General features: G+C 70.3%; 14 protein-coding genes. 8 read left to right on the top strand and 6 right to left on the bottom strand.

The window, feature by feature from the left end; translation table 11 throughout:
* Positions 1–60: 60 nt before the first annotated feature.
* The 3 genes from PV410_RS18980 to PV410_RS18970 form a co-directional block, all read right to left on the bottom strand.
* Positions 61–252, bottom strand: a complete 192-nt coding sequence (locus PV410_RS18980; RefSeq protein ID WP_500325981.1) for a hypothetical protein — start codon at positions 250–252, stop codon at positions 61–63.
* A gap of 359 nt (positions 253–611) precedes the next feature.
* On the bottom strand, positions 612–950 hold the full coding sequence (locus PV410_RS18975) for a YciI family protein (RefSeq protein ID WP_500325979.1): 339 nt from the start codon (positions 948–950) through the stop codon (positions 612–614).
* A gap of 608 nt (positions 951–1,558) precedes the next feature.
* On the bottom strand, positions 1,559–2,536 hold the full coding sequence (locus PV410_RS18970) for a GlxA family transcriptional regulator (protein ID WP_500325977.1): 978 nt from the start codon (positions 2,534–2,536) through the stop codon (positions 1,559–1,561).
* A gap of 137 nt (positions 2,537–2,673) precedes the next feature.
* Here PV410_RS18970 and PV410_RS18965 point away from each other — a divergent pair, with 137 nt between their 5' ends.
* The 3 genes from PV410_RS18965 to PV410_RS18955 all read left to right on the top strand — a co-directional run bounded on the left by PV410_RS18965 (position 2,674) and on the right by PV410_RS18955 (position 5,711).
* A complete protein-coding gene (locus tag PV410_RS18965; RefSeq protein ID WP_500325975.1) occupies positions 2,674–3,312 on the top strand; it encodes an HD domain-containing protein in 639 nt (212 codons plus the stop codon).
* 25 nt (positions 3,313–3,337) lie between these two features.
* Entirely contained in the window at positions 3,338–4,651 is a 1,314-nt protein-coding gene (locus tag PV410_RS18960) for an MFS transporter (RefSeq protein ID WP_500325973.1), read from the top strand.
* A gap of 136 nt (positions 4,652–4,787) precedes the next feature.
* Positions 4,788–5,711 carry an NADP-dependent oxidoreductase gene (locus PV410_RS18955; RefSeq protein WP_500325972.1) on the top strand — a complete coding sequence of 308 codons (924 nt, stop codon included), beginning with the start codon at positions 4,788–4,790 and terminating at the stop codon, positions 5,709–5,711.
* Between the two features lie 100 nt (positions 5,712–5,811).
* On the opposite strand, the gene PV410_RS18950 is transcribed toward PV410_RS18955, so the two are convergent.
* Positions 5,812–6,813, bottom strand: a complete 1,002-nt coding sequence (locus tag PV410_RS18950) for an alpha/beta hydrolase (RefSeq protein ID WP_500325970.1) — start codon at positions 6,811–6,813, stop codon at positions 5,812–5,814.
* A 248-nt stretch (positions 6,814–7,061) separates the two neighbouring features.
* Between PV410_RS18950 and PV410_RS18945 the strand changes: the two genes are divergently transcribed.
* The 3 genes from PV410_RS18945 to PV410_RS18935 all read left to right on the top strand — a co-directional run bounded on the left by PV410_RS18945 (position 7,062) and on the right by PV410_RS18935 (position 9,571).
* The gene (locus PV410_RS18945; protein WP_500325969.1) at positions 7,062–7,634 is read left to right on the top strand and encodes a hypothetical protein; all 573 of its coding nucleotides are present in this window, start codon (positions 7,062–7,064) and stop codon (positions 7,632–7,634) included.
* Between the two features lie 339 nt (positions 7,635–7,973).
* The gene (locus PV410_RS18940; RefSeq protein ID WP_500325968.1) at positions 7,974–8,645 is read left to right on the top strand and encodes a DUF4097 family beta strand repeat-containing protein; all 672 of its coding nucleotides are present in this window, start codon (positions 7,974–7,976) and stop codon (positions 8,643–8,645) included.
* Between the two features lie 233 nt (positions 8,646–8,878).
* Entirely contained in the window at positions 8,879–9,571 is a 693-nt protein-coding gene (locus PV410_RS18935; RefSeq protein WP_500325966.1) for a hypothetical protein, read from the top strand.
* Positions 9,572–9,607: 36 nt separating this feature from the next.
* On the opposite strand, the gene PV410_RS18930 is transcribed toward PV410_RS18935, so the two are convergent.
* Together PV410_RS18930 and PV410_RS18925 are read right to left on the bottom strand one after the other, a co-directional pair.
* Positions 9,608–10,273 carry a nitroreductase gene (locus PV410_RS18930; RefSeq protein ID WP_500325964.1) on the bottom strand — a complete coding sequence of 222 codons (666 nt, stop codon included), beginning with the start codon at positions 10,271–10,273 and terminating at the stop codon, positions 9,608–9,610.
* Between the two features lie 161 nt (positions 10,274–10,434).
* Entirely contained in the window at positions 10,435–10,809 is a 375-nt protein-coding gene (locus PV410_RS18925; RefSeq protein WP_499509873.1) for a YidB family protein, read from the bottom strand.
* 400 nt (positions 10,810–11,209) lie between these two features.
* On the opposite strand from PV410_RS18925, the gene PV410_RS18920 reads away from it, so the two are divergent.
* Positions 11,210–14,140, top strand: coding sequence for a helix-turn-helix transcriptional regulator (locus PV410_RS18920; RefSeq protein ID WP_500325962.1), 2,931 nt, complete (start codon positions 11,210–11,212; stop codon positions 14,138–14,140).
* Between the two features lie 109 nt (positions 14,141–14,249).
* On the top strand, positions 14,250–14,423 hold the full coding sequence (locus PV410_RS18915) for a hypothetical protein (protein WP_500325960.1): 174 nt from the start codon (positions 14,250–14,252) through the stop codon (positions 14,421–14,423).
* Positions 14,424–14,539 lie beyond the last annotated feature (116 nt).

Raw genomic sequence — 14,539 nt, 5'->3', positions numbered from 1 at the left:
CTCCTTCAACTGCCGGATCGGATAGACCTCGGACATGCGCGATCGAGCCCTCTGGTGGTGTCAGCCATGGTCTTCCCAGCCGGCGGCGCACAACCTCGCCTCGCTGACCATGACGTCACCCGCTCGGGCGGACCGGACGTACATGTTGAGCCCGTTCGGACCGAGATCGCCCGAGCACCTGACGACCAGGCTCATTTTGCCGATCAGGTCGATGCCGTCGAAGGAGACCGTTCCGGGCGACCTGCGAGCCACTGCGGGGTACTCCTCCCAGCGCCGCCTCGACCTCATCGGAGTCCATCCCGAACCGCAACGGGCCCACCCCCGCCAGCGGATCGAGCACCCATTGCGGCCGATCTTCCGGCTCCCCGTTCCACCAGGCCATGACAACCCCACCGACGACTCGAACACCCCGGCACACTTACCCTTGGTCTTGCACGTCACCCTAAGCAGCCCCTCTGACATCGTGCCGCCGACTACCTGACCGACGGCACGGCAACGCCGGTACTGTCCGGTCGTTGCACTGAGCGTTCTGCAGGGCTGGCATGCCGATCGCGCCCATAGGTCACAAGGCACTGCCGAACCAGGCCCCAGCCGCCGCGGGTCGTCTTCGATCAGACGGTCGAGTCGGGCATGATCTCCCGGACCTCCTGCGCACAGCGGCATGCGGCAGCGATCTTGGCAGCCCACTCCAGCGCGTCCTCACGTGAGGGCACATCGATGATCGAGAACCCGCCGAGCACCGCCTTGGTCTCCGGGTACGGGCCATCCGTGACGGACCCGTCGGTGGCCACGACGCTCGCCTGCTGCCTTTCCAGTCCACCGCCGAAGACCCACACACCGGCGTCCTGAGCTTTGCGCACCACCTCGTGCGAGGCCTCGGCCACCTCGGGCAACTCCTCCTCGGGGAAGGTCATCGCGCCGTCATCGAACGAGATCAGGTACCGCGTCATACGTGCCTCCCTTGGCCGTTGGCCTGCTTCGGCCGCCCCTCACCCTACGACGAACGCCTGCCTTCAGAACCGACACTTCCCCATGCCGGCCGCTTCACGGTTTCGTGGGAGCACCACTGATCGAGGGCATGACCCGCACGGGACCGGCGAATGCGAGGCGGCCGATCGCCCCCTGCTCCCAGTGCCCGCACCTTGCGGGGATGGTCCGGAGCCGGCGGGTTGCCGGCGGCTGGAGACGCCTGCTTCCTGAGCCTGTGGGGATGGGTCCCATCTCCCGCCGGTCGGCGGTGACCGAGGCCGTCCGCTGTCTGCTTCGGGCAGCGGTACGGACATGGTCCGAGCGTCGGTTCCGGCGAACGGGCTGCACATGAGGAGTCCCTGATGAAGGCCACGTCCATCAGCCGCTACGGCGGGCCCGACGTCATCGAGCTCATTGACGCCGAGGAGCCGCTTCCCGGTCCCGGCGAGGTCAGCATCACCGTGACGCATGATGGTCGCCCCCGCCGACCTGACCGTGCCGCTGAGGGGCACGGCTGTCGCCCCCGTGGGTCGCTGCTGTGCCGCTTGTGCGGATCCGACATATCAAGTTCAGCGAATGCGATGCGTGCTCACTGCTGCCCGGTTCCGGCGCGGTGCGCGGTCCTGAAGCGGCGTTGATACGCGGCGGGGCTTATCGCCATTCGCCTCACGAAAACCCTCCGCATGCTCTCGTAACTCGGGAATCCGGCGAGGGACGCCACCTGGGTCGCGGTGTGCCCTTGGTCGAGCAGGGCTTTCGCCATGTCGAACCGGACCGACTCCACGTACCGGGCCGGCGTGGTGGAAAGTTCGTCGCGGAAGAGCCGGGTGAGGTGCCGGGGGCTCAAATTGAGGTGCTTGGCGAGCTCGCCGACCGAGTAGTTGCCCGCGGGATCGGCCGTCACCAGGTCGGTGATCCTGCGGATGGCCGGGGAGCGGGGCGGTGGTCCCTGCAGCGGGGCGGAGAACTGCGACTGGCCGCCCGAACGCTGCAGATACACCACCAGGGAACGGGCGACGTCGCGGGTCAGATCAGGGCCGTAGTCCTCCTCGACGAGTGCCAGCGCGAGGTCGATGCCGGCGGTCACGCCCGCCGAGGTGTACGTGGTGCCGTCACGGACGTAGATCGCGTCGGGCTCGACGCGGCTGGCCCGGTGCCGTGCCGCGAGTTGGTCCGTGACCTTCCAGTGCGTGGTCGCGCGCTTGCCGTCCAGGAGACCGGCGGCGCCGAGGACGAATGCCCCGGTGCAGATCGACGCGACCCGGTCGGCCTTGACGGCCAGCGTCTGCGCCGCTTCGAGCAGGTCACGGGCTACGGCGTTGCGCGGGTAGAGGTCCGAGCCGGCCACCAGGAACGTATGAGGGGCGAGCTCCGTGGCGGCGCCGGAGACGGCGATCCGGACCCCGATGGACGAGGCGACGTCGTCCCCGGTCGGTGAGACCAGCACGACCTGGTAGTCGGCCCCGAACCGGTTCGCTTCCGCGAACACCTCCGCGGGGCCGGCGACGTCCAGCAGCGTGACCCCGTCATAGACGAGGATCACGACCTGATGCGCAGCAGGGTTCACACCGCCATTCTCCGCCCGTCCGGATTCGGGTGACTCGTGGCGGGACTGCGGTGGCGCCGAACGCCCGGTGGTCGGCAGTGTGGAAGTCGGAGGCACCGTTCCTTCATAACACACCGAAATAAGAAAGCGCAGAGGTCATGACCGAGATCATCGCCGGTGTAGAGATTCCCGAAACAGCCGCGGTCGCCGAAGCCACCCGACTCGTCCAGGAGACGACCAGCCCCCTCATCTACCATCACTCCCGGCGCGTTTTCGTCTTCGGCGCCATTCATGCCCGCAGGCTCGGTCTCGACCCCGACCCGGAGCTGCTCTACCTGGCCTCCATGTTCCACGACACCGGCCTCATGACGCCCTTTTCCGACGTGGAGCAGCGGTTCGAGGTCGACGGAGCCGACCACGCGCGCAAGTTCATGCTGGAGCGCGGTTTCCCGGCCACGGCCGCCGACGTCGTCTGGACGGCCATCGCGCTGCACACGACACCGGGAATTCCCGACCGGATGGGCCCGGAGATCGCCATCACGAATCTCGGCGTCCTGACCGACGTGCTCGGCCTGGGCCTGGACGAGCTGGATCGCGCCCAGGTGGAAGAGGTGATCGCCCTCCATCCGCGGGGCGACTTCAAGAACGAGTTCCTGCAGGCCTTCGTCGACGGACTCCAGCACCGCCCGGAGACCACGAACGGGACCGTGAACGCGGACGTGCTGGAGCACTTCATCCCCGGGTTCCGTCGTACGACCACAGTCGAGCGCATCATGGGCGCGCCCTGGCCGAGCTGATCAGACAGCTGTAGTGGACGACGTGATGAAACATGTGAACCGGCGTCGCGCCGGCGTCCGTCTCGGACGAGGCGCCGCCTTCACCGTGCTCGTCTCCGCGAACGTGGTGATGATGGCCACGGCGAGCGCACCCTCACCGATCTACCCCCTGTACCGGGCGCGTTGGGGATTGTCGGTCACGATGCTGACGGTGGTCTTCGCGGTGTACGTCGTGGGTCTGCTCGGTGCCCTGCTCACGGTCGGATCGCTGAGCGACCACGTGGGTCGCCGCCCGGTGCTGGCCGCCGCCCTCCTGGTGGCGGCGGCCAGCACGGCGATCTTCTGGACGGCCGAGGGAGTCGTGTCCCTCCTGGTCGCGCGGGTGGTGCAGGGCATCGCCACCGGGGCGGCCACGGGCGGTCTCGCCGCCGGTCTGGTCGAGCTCTCGCCCCAGGGGCGTCCGCATCTGGGGCCGACGATGACGGCGGTGGGCACGAGTTTCGGCATGGCCGCCGGCGCCGGGACGGTGGGGTTGCTGGTCCGGTTCACCCCGCGTCCCGACGCGTACGTCTTTCCCGTCCTCACCTGCACGTTCGTGGTTCTGGCCGCGGTCGTCCTCGCGATGCCCGAGACGCGCGCCCCACGCGCCGGTGGACTGGCGTTGCTGCGTCTCAGGGTCCGGGTCCCCCGGGATGTCCGGCCGGCGTTTCTCGCGTCCGTCCCCGCCCTCGTCGCAGGGTGGTCCGTCACGGGGCTGTTCCTCGCGCTCACCCCATCGCTGGTGAGAGACGTCCTGCACGTGCGGTCCGGCGCCGCGGGCGGACTCGGCATCGCAGTGCTGTTCCTGGCCAACAGCGTGGGCGGCTTGTGGTCCGTGCGGCACACGGCTCGGCTCGCCACCCTGCTGGGAGCGGTGCTCCTGGCCCTGGGCGCGGCCGGACTGGCGGTCGCCATGGCTCTCGCGTCACCGCTCGTCTCTGCGGGCGGGGCGGTCGTCGCGGGGCTGGGGGTCGGCCTGACCTTCAACGGCAGCCTCCGCGTGATCAGTGAGGTCACGAGCGCGAAGTCGCGGTCGGAGGTCTTCTCCGCCGTCTACGTGATCAGCTACGCGGCGCTGAGCCTCCCCGCCCTCGCGGCGGGGTTCGCGGCTCCCGTGTGGGGACTGGAGACCACGGGCTACCTGTACGTCGTGTTCGTCGGGGTGCTCTCCATGGGTGCCGCCCTCCACGCCGGCCGGTCACGTGCTCTCGGGCCTCTCGGGGGCAGGATGCGCGCGGACTCGCAGACCGAGGGTCGGAGCCGACCTCATAGCGAAGGGATCGCTCACCGAGCGCTTGTTGATGGCAGAGGGAATTCATGACAAAGCGCAGAACGATTCTCTGCGATGGTGCCGATATCTTGGTGTGGTCATGGATTCTCGTGCGCGCCGAACAGTGAATGGTCTTTCCGCGTCGGCGAAATTCTGATGGGTAAATTTGCTTAAGAGAGGACTTGTCATGCAAGCCGTCACCGCTCGGGACCGGAACGCCGGAGCCGATGGGCTCTCGCTCACCGACATGCCCCACCCGCACGCCGCCGAGAACGACGTCATCGTACGGGTGCACGCCGCGGGCTTCACGCCGGGGGAGCTCGAGTGGCCGGGAACCTGGTCCGACCGGGCCGGCCGTGACCGGACGCCGAGCGTACCCGGGCACGAACTGTCGGGCGTCGTGGCCGAACTGGGCTACGGAACCACGGGCCTGACCGTGGGCCAGCGGGTGTTCGGACTGGCCGACTGGACCCGGAACGGCTCACTGGCCGAGTACGTCGCGGTGGAGGCCCGCAATCTCGCTCCGCTCCCGGTGGACGTCGACCACACGGTGGCCGCCGCGCTGCCGATCTCCGGGCTGACCGCATGGCAGGGCCTCTTTGACCACGGGCACCTCACCACGGGCCGGACCGTCTTGATCCACGGCGCCACGGGAGGGGTCGGGTCGATCGCCGTGCAGCTGGCACGCGAGGCGGGCGCCAGGGTGATCGGCACCGGCCGGGCCGCGGGCAGGAGCACCGCGCTCGATCTCGGCGCGGACGCGTTCGTGGACCTGCAGAACGACCGGCTCGAAGACGTCGGCAAGGTCGACCTGGTACTCGATGTGTTCGGCGGCGACATCCTCGAACGCTCGACGGCGCTGGTCCGCGCCGGCGGCACGCTCGTCACCATCGCGGAGCCACCAACCGTCCAGCCCGACGACGGGCGGGCCGTCTTCTTCGTCGTCGAGGTCGACCGGGCACGTCTCGCGGACCTCGTCCAGCGGGTCCGGGACGGCCGACTCAAGCCGATCGTCGGGGATGTGCTGCCCCTGTCCGAGGCACCCGCAGCCTTCACCCACAAGGGGCGCCGCACCCCCGGCAAGACGATCATCCGGGTCACGGAAGGCTGAGTGCGGGCGCACGCCCGCAAGGGCAGGCCGGGCGCGCCGCGTGGGGGAACAGCGCCCGGCCGGCCGTGACGCGTGGCACCCCTGGGCGTCCCGCTGCGCCCTACGAAGCAGACGAAGGACCGTCGGCGACGGCGTGTCCCCGGTCGTCCGAGTCGATGAAGGCGAGTGCCCGCCTGATGTGGGGGAGAAGGTCGCCCGGATACTCGTGCCCGAGTCCCGGCAGCACCTCCACCTCGCAGGGGACTCCCTGCGAGGCGAGAAAACCGGCGAGTGCGGACAGCTTCTCGTACCGCACGCCGCCGTCGTCGTCCGCGCCCACCAAGAAGAAGCCGCGCAACGGAAGGCCGCTCCGGCGCCGCCTCTCGATGAACGGCATCCAGGACGCAGGGTGGGCAGTACGCGGCCCGGCCATCCCCAGCAGGACGAAGCCACGCGCCGGGACACTCCCTTCGAGCGCCGTGCGCAAGGCGGTCTCGGCGCCCATGGAGAAGCCCGCGACGACCAGGTGACCCGGGTCCAACCGGCGATCCGCCGTCAGCGCCGCGTACTGTTCGCGGACGTCCCGCAGGGCCACGGCCTCGTCGTCCCAGACAGCGCGATTGCGTGCGATCCACTGCGAGGACTGGAAGGCCACGAGCAGTCGGCCTTCGCCCACGACCCCTCGCCAGCCGCTCATCGATTCGTGGGCGTTCCCGCCGTTGCCATGCAGGGCGACGACAGCGCGGTACTGCTCCGCCCCGGCTTCGTGGCCCATGGCGAGGTAGCGCGACGGGCCGGAGGCGGCTCGCTGGCGAGCCGTGCTTTCACGCGCCGCCTCCTCGAAGTCGGCCGTGCCCTGCAAGAAGTCCCAGGACGGCGACTGACGCAGTAACACTTCGCCGTACCAGTGGCCCCGCGCCAGGGCCTCTCGCAAGAGTGCCACGGCGAGGTCGGCATCACCCATCCGTGCGGCCGCACACGACCGCAGGTAGTAGACGTCCGATTCGTTCTCTGTGAACTGCGGCCCCTCGTCGGTGACGAGGCGGTACGCGTCCGCGTACCGCTGCTCGTCCGACAACTCCCTGACGCGTTCCTGCAGCCTTGGGAATCCGGGTGACGTCATCACATCCCTCTTCCGTCCACCCGCCGTTCGCGATGGCGATCACCGGGACAGCCCCTATCGCCACGTTGGCGAGGTGACGTATCAGCGCCCGCACGTAAGGGCAATCGTAAGGTCAAACGCCGGCCCCCGTACGGCCGTCGCGGGTCGCGTACATGGCGCCACGACACGGGCAAAAGCCCCGCGGAGCGGCGACGTTCAGCAGCAGCCGGTCGTCGTCGGGCGATCGTGATGCACGGCTCACGGTCACCGTGAACCGGTACTCGCTTCCAATACCCGAGCAGTTCTCGACGTGTCCCGACTCGGCCTATCACCCGTACAGCCGCTGCACGCGGGCCCGGCTGTCCGACGGAGCCCTGCTCACGCAGGACCGGTCCCCGGCGGACGAGAAGCGACCGTCGGGGGCGGCAGTGCTGACCACGCTGCTCACCCACAAGGACGGCACCCAGGTGTTCGTCTCACAGGCCCCTGGTGCCACAGGGAGCCCGACGACCGGGGAGTCCCCGCTTCCCCTGACGGCGAAGGCCCTCGCGGCCATCGCCGGTTCACCCGCCTGGAAGCCCGTCCTGTCCGCCACGCCCGTCCCGCGGACCGCTCTACCCGGAACGTCGCTCGTCCCCAGGATGACCGGCCGTCAGATCACCGACACCATCGCCGACCTGCTGCCCCCGGCGCTGCGCACCGACGGCCTGCGCGTGGTGATCACCGCGGTCAACGCGCCCGCCTACCAACTGCCCGCGTCCCGGGCCGAACCCGTCCTGACCACGCGGCAACTCCAGCGCATCGCTCTCGCCTCCGCCTGGCGCCGGGCCGCGACGGGCTGAGGTCGTAGCGACGGGTGGGCCGTGTGCCCATCGAGGCCCGCCGTCCATCGGGGATGTGGGCCTGGCTCTCAGGTGCCGCCGGAAAGTGTCGCGGGCTGCTCCGCGTAGCAGCTGTCGCAGGGTCTTCTCTGTAGCGTTCACCTTTCATCCATTGCAATGCCCTGAGGATAAGGCGTTGCATTGCGTCCACAACCATTGCAATGAATTCTCAGCAATGACCTGCAATGATGCGCTAGTTGTGCAACAAATCTGTTGCCGTATCAGCGAACGCAACGTAGCGTTTCTTTTGTCAGAAACACCGGGACGCACCGGCGCCCGATGGAGACGAAGGAGAGCACGATGCAGAAGTTCGACACCCCCGCCCCGATCCTGGCCGTCCTCGACGTCCCCGCCGGGCGCATCCGGTTCATCGCCGCCGACCGGGCCGACGCCACCGTCGAGGTCCTGCCCGCGGACGCCGCGAAGAGCCGCGACGTGAAGGCGGCGGAGCAGGCCGAGGTCGCCTACCGTGACGGCGTGCTGCGGATCGAGCTCCCGGCGGCGAAGAGCCGGATCCTCGGCGCATCCGGGTCCGTCGACGTGACGGTCCAACTGCCCACCGGCTCCCGCATCGAGGCGAAGGCGGCCGCCGCCGAACTCCGCGGCGTGGGACGGCTCGGCGACGTCGTCTTCGAGGGCCAGCAGGCCACGGTCAAGCTCGACGAGACCGAGAGCGCCCGCATCTCCGTCCTCGCCGGCGACATCGCCGTCGGACGCCTGGGCGGCCCCGCCGAGATCAGCACCCAGAAGGGCGACCTCCTCATCACCGAAGCCGTACGCGGCACCGTCACACTGCGGACCGAGCACGGCGGGATCTCGGTGGGCGCCGCCCGCGGAGCCTCCGCCTCACTGGACGCCGGCACCGCCTACGGCCGGATCCACAACGCCCTCAAGAACACCGACGGTGATGCCGCCGACCTGGACATCCACGCGACCACCTCCTACGGCGACATCACCGCGCGCAGCCTGTAGTCGCTTCCAACCAGGACGCGAAGCAACCGCCATGGCGACGCGGGCCGTCTCGCCGTCGGAGTACGCCGCCCCGTTCGTGCGCAAGGAGCCCGATCGACCAACGTAGTGATCTTCGCCCGGCGGAAGCCGCGCGGAGTCCCTCGAAGGCCGGGCACATCATGCATCTCGCCGACCATCCCGCACGTCGCCGACTCGACGCAGCCCTGGACGACCTCGCCGTCACCGTCCGGGGCATGACCGCACATCCGGACGAGCACAACTGCGAATGTCACTGGGGAAGTCCGGAGGAGCTCGCCCTCCTGAAGACGCCGGAGGTGATGCTCGAGCCGGACCTCCTGCGCCGGACCTGGCAGGCCGTCGACTGGACCGACGACGCGGCTGTGGCGCGCCGTATCCTGCCGCAGTTCTCCCGGGCCCTTGTCGCCGACGGCGCGGACCCCATGTTCCGGCTGGAAGAAGCCGGGACGTCCTTCGCCCGCGGCCACTGGCAGCAGTGGCCCGACGACCACGCCGCTCCGGTACACGAGTTCCTGCACGCCTGGTGGGCGCAGAGCCTTACCGACCCGGACGCGGCCGTCCCGGCGCACCAGGTCCTGGTGATGTGCGCGGAGGCATCAGGAACACTCCGCCCCTGGCTTGCCGCATGGCAGCAACAGACCGGGCACCTCAGCGACCGGCGCCTCGCTGACGCGGCGGCGGATTGGGAGTACCAACTCCTGGGGGACGGCCTGCCGTGGTACATCGGGTGGTACGAGCACGACGAAGAGGAGATGCGCGCCGAACTGGTCGCCTGGCTCCTCGGTCACGGTGCCGCCCGGCTCCGTGAGTCGGGCGCGTCGACCGGGCTGCAGCACCGCATACGGTTGCTCGGACTCACGGGCGAGGACCGCTGGACGGATCCGCACTGGCCCGGCCACCGCTACTGACAAGCAGCGGGGCGAAGGCTCCGCTGGGCCCGGCGGTCACGTCCCGACGAAGCTCACCGTCTCCGTGATGTCCGCGCGGCCCGTGCGCAGTCGAGGCACGCCTTCCTTCTCGAAGCCCACCGCGACGCCGCAGAACAGCACGAGGCCGTCGCTTGCCCCGACGGCCTGGCTGACGGTCCTGCGGTACATGGTCCACATCACCTGGGGGCAACTGTGCAGGCCTTCCGCCCTCAGCAACAGCATGACCGTCTGCAGGTACATCCCCGCGTCGGCCCACTGTCCGAGCCCCATCGTCCGGTCGAGGTAGCAGAACAGGACGACCGGCGCCCCGAACGCCTCCGAGTTCAAGGCCGCGATCTTCCTGGGCCTGTCGGGGTCGTCGCGCTCGATCCCCAGTGCTTGGTACCGCTGGGCGGCCGCGGCGGAGAAGCGGTCCAGATAGGGAGAGGCCAGTTCGGCCGGGTACATGGGGTACTCCCGATCGTCACCCGGGTCTCCCGCCAGCGCCCTGCCCGTCGCGCGCCGCTTCAGGTCGGCCAAGGGCTCGCCGGTCACGACGTACACATGCCAGGGCTGGAGGTTGCCGCTCGACGGAGCCCGCGTCGCCGCGGCCAGCACTCTCTCCAGCGTCTCCTTGGACACCGGCGCGTCGCTGAACGCCCGCACCGCCCGGCGACTGTCCACGGCTTCGTACACGTCCACGTCTTCCCGCCCCCTCACTCCACGACGACCACCTCTTCTACCGCCTTCAACGCGTACGAGTTGCCGCGGGTGCGGAAAGGGCTGCTCCGGCACCGTGATCCGGAACGGACAGGGCCGGCGCTACGGGTGAGCGCCGGCCCTGGGACGGTCGTCGCAGGTGGTCACCCGCGGCGCTCGATCGTGTGGCCCAGCACGTCGATGACCGATTCCTTGCGGGCGTCGATGGAGGACGGCTCGATGCTGCTACTGCGTATGTCGATCTTGCCGTCGGGAGATGCCTTGTCGATGACCTCGGGCAGTTCGGCGGCGAGGGCGTCGGGCTTCACGCCGGCCTGCTTGCTGGCCTCGGCCACCTTGTCGGCGCCGAACGCGTCCTCGATCTGCCTCGTCGTGACCGGTTCGTTGGGACCGTTGCCGAGCCATGAGTCGACGACGCCCTTCAGGCCGCTGTCGCTCAGGAGCTTCGTCGCACCCTCGAGCAGTGCCTGCAGCTCGTCCATCATGCCGCCGCCGCTGCTCTTCGTGGGGTCAGCCATGGGTTACTCCCGTGGTTGTGGTCTGTGCGGGCGACACGCGGCGATTTCGGATGCTGCGCCGGTCGGCGATGGGGTGGGGCCGACATAGTGTTGCCGCAGGTCGCACATGGTGTCGCCTCGCTCGTACACCCCCTCCAGGCCAGCACGAGACGTCCGCGGGCGCCGTGCGATTAGCCCATCCGGGTGACGCGAGGAGGCCCTCCTGCGCGTGTCGGCGTGCCCGGCGACCGGCAGGCACCGCGTCGGCGCCGGGAACATGCCCGACGGCGATGGCGACCCCGTACGAGGAGCCCGCGGGATCGCTCGTCGTTCAGCTGTCCGAGCCGGTACCGCCACCCAAATGATCTCTCCCGGATAAAGTCAGCACCGGCGTGGCGTTGATCGATCAAGGGAGCGGACGGTGGCTGGACGGACCCAGACCGATGCCGGTCGGCATCCGGCGCTCTCCGGGCCGCGGTTCGTGGGCCGGGAGCGGGAGCTCGCCGCCCTGGGCGGGGCGCTCGGGCCGGCCCCCGCGCTCGTCCTGCTCGAAGGTGAGGCGGGTATCGGCAAGACCCGGCTGTTGCGCGAATTCCTGGGGTCGCAGGCCGAGCGGGGACGTCGTGTCCTCGTCGGGGCCTGCCCGGAGTTGCGGGTGCCGTACACGCTCGGGGCGGTCGTGGACGCGGTGCGCGACGGTGTTGACAACGTTGCCACCCTGGGGCTGAGCGGGCTGGGCGGTGCGCTGCGGCCCCTGTTCCCCGAGTGGGCCGACGACCTGCCTCCCGCGCCGGAGCCACTGGAGGACGCGAGCGCCGCCCGGCACCGGCTGTTTCGCGCGTTCGTCGAGGTCCTCGGACGGCTCGACGTCGCGGTGCTGGCGATCGAGGACGTGCACTGGGCGGACGAGGCGACGCTGGAGTTCCTGTTGTTCCTGGTCTCCCGCCGACCGCAGACGCTGAGCGTGGTGCTGACCTACCGGCGGGAGGAAGTGCCCGCCGACTCGCTGCTGTTGCGGCTGTCCTCCCGGCCGCCAGCCGACGCGCACCTGGTCAGGCTGACACTGCAGCCGCTGGACATCCCCGAGACCGCGTCGTTCGTCTCGTCGATGCTGGCCGACGGACACGTCTCGACCGAGTTCGCGACCTTCCTGCACGCACGCACGGAGGGTGTGCCGCTGGCGGTGGAGGAGTCGGTGCGGCTGATGCACGACAGGGCCGACCTGATCAGCCAGGACGGCGGGTGGGCACGGCGCCGGCTGGACCGCATCGACGTGCCGCCCACGATCCGCGACGCCATGCTCGAACGCGTCCAGCGGCTCCGGCCCGATGTCCGGACCGTCCTGTACGCGGTGTCGGTACTGTCCGGCCCGGCCGACCACGCGACCCTGAGGGCCGTGACCGGCCTGCCCGAGGACCGGTTCGCCGCGCAAGCGGCCGAAGCGCTCGGCTGCGGCCTGCTGCGTGAGGACAGGCCCGGGCAGTGGTCGTTCCGTCACTCGCTCGCGTGTCACGCCGTGTACGACGCCATCCCGGCCGAGGAGCGGCGCGCCATGCACCTGCGCGCGGGCCGGGCACTGGAGCGATGGCCGCTGCCGCCGGTGGCGCAGTTGGCCCGGCACTTCCGGCTGGCCGGCGAGGTCGACGCCGCGTGCCGGTACACCGAGCAGGCGGCCGACCTCTGCGTCCAGTCCGGAGACGTGGCCACCTCGGCACTGCTACTGCACAGCCTGGTGACCACCGTGGCCCTCCCGGCGGAACCGCTGGTACGGCTGGTGACGAAGATCCAGTTCCAGGCGCTGTCCGGTTCCGACCCGTACTCGAAGACCATCGACGCGCTGCGAGCGGCCCTCTGCGGCCAGGTCCTGACGCCGGGACAGCAGGCCCTGGTCCGCTTCCAGGTCGGCCGGGTCCTCATGGTGGCGGGAGAGATCGAGGCGGGCCGCTTCGAGATCCTGCGGGCGGTGCCCCATCTCGCACTGGACTCGCCGGAGGCGCCGCGCGCCCGCATCCTGCTCGCCCTGCCCCTGGGGAACGCACGCCCTGTCGCGGAGCACCTGCGGTGGCTGCAGGAAGCACCGCCGCTGGCCCAGGCGATGGCCTCCCACGACCGGCTGCGCCTGTTCGTGGAACGCGCCTTCGCGCTGCTCATGCTCGGCGAGGAGGCCGGCTGGGACGCGGCCCGGCAGATCCCGGACGACGTCTCCGATCCCCGGGCGGCGGCCATCGTCGCGATAGGACACACGAACGTCGGCGAGGAGGCGACGAGGTGGGGCCGGTACGACGAGGCCAGGGCACGGCTGGCCACGGCCCAGGCACTCGCCGAGCGCCACCAGCTCCTGGACTACCTCGACAGCATCGCCTCCTCCCGGGCCCACCTCGACTGGTTCACCGGCGCCTGGCCGGGACTCGCCGAGCGGACGGCGCGGCTGGTCGACGACGACGGCGGCGTACGGCTGAAGGACCGGTGCGAGGCCGCGCTCGTGGCGGGCCTGATCGAGGCCGCCGCCGGGGACCGGGAGGCAGCGGAGGCACGCCTGCGCTTCGCCGGACGCGACGACCAGCAACGCATCGAGGCCGCGGCCGCGCTGGCGCAGCTGTGCCTGCGCGACGGCGAGGTCGAGGAGGCGCTCCGCCTCACCGACCAGCCGGCCGAGATCGCCGTCAGCGGCGGCATCTGGTCCCGGGCCGTCGAGTTCGCCCCGGCACGGGTCGCGGCCCTGGTCGCCGCCGGTCAGCTCGGCCGCGCCGCCGACCTGGCCGACACCTTCGAGGGGGCCCTGGGAGACAGGGACGCCCCGGCGCCGCGGGCGTCCGTGGTGCTGTGCCGCGCCATCCTGGCCGAAGCCGACGGCCGGCTCACCGACGCCGCCTCGCTGTTCGCCCGGGCAGCCGACGCCTGGCAGGCACTGCCGCGCCCCTACGACGCCCTGCTCGCACGGGAGCGCCACGCCCGCTGCCTGCTCGCCGACGGCCGGGACGAGGCCGCTCTGCCGGTGCTGGCCGACGTCCGGCGAGCATTGTCGGAGCTCGGCGCCCACCACGACGCCGACCGGGTGGCACGGACCCTGAACGAGCGGAATGGGGACAGCCGCGAGACGCGCGGCCGGGGACGGCCCAGCTACGGCAACCACCTCTCCCCGCGCGAGCTGGAAGTCGCCCGCCTGCTGCTCGACGGCCGGACGAACCGGCAGATCGCCGACGTGCTGGTGGTGTCGACGCAGACCGTGGCCAGCCAGGTGAAGTCGGCCATGCGCAAACTGCAGGTGACGTCGCGGACCGGACTCGCCCTCAGGGTCGTGGAGTTGCGACTCGTGGGCGAGCAGGGGCAGACACCGCAGGGCGACGAGTGAATTCACCGTCATCGCCCGGGACGAAAAAAGGACCCACGGGCGAACGACCAGTTAAATCCCGCATCTGACCAATCGAGGCGGCGTCGGGCCCGGTTGCACACTCGTCCCCATGTTGCCCGCAGAACCGCCGACGCCCCAGCCGACAGCCGACCTGCTCGAGCCGGGACTCCGTTCCCGGCCCGCACCGGCGCCGGCAGAAGCGCCGGCCGAACCAGCGGACGCCTCCGCCGCCCAGCACGCGGGCGCTGATGCCGACGTCGTGGGCGAGTACGAACCGCTCTAGCCAGGAGGCCCGGTGCCGCTGTGCGGCCTCGGGGCACATCGCACCAGCTCTCCCCCCGGTCATCACTCTCACAGGAGATCGAATAGATGAGGCGAAGGGAAAACAGGCGAGCCAGA

Source organism: Streptomyces sp. PA03-5A, assembly GCF_033792725.1.
Taxonomy (GTDB): Bacteria; Actinomycetota; Actinomycetes; order Streptomycetales; family Streptomycetaceae; genus Actinacidiphila.
Note: the sequence above shows the minus strand (reverse complement) of the source record. Positions and strands in the feature narration are given on the sequence as shown.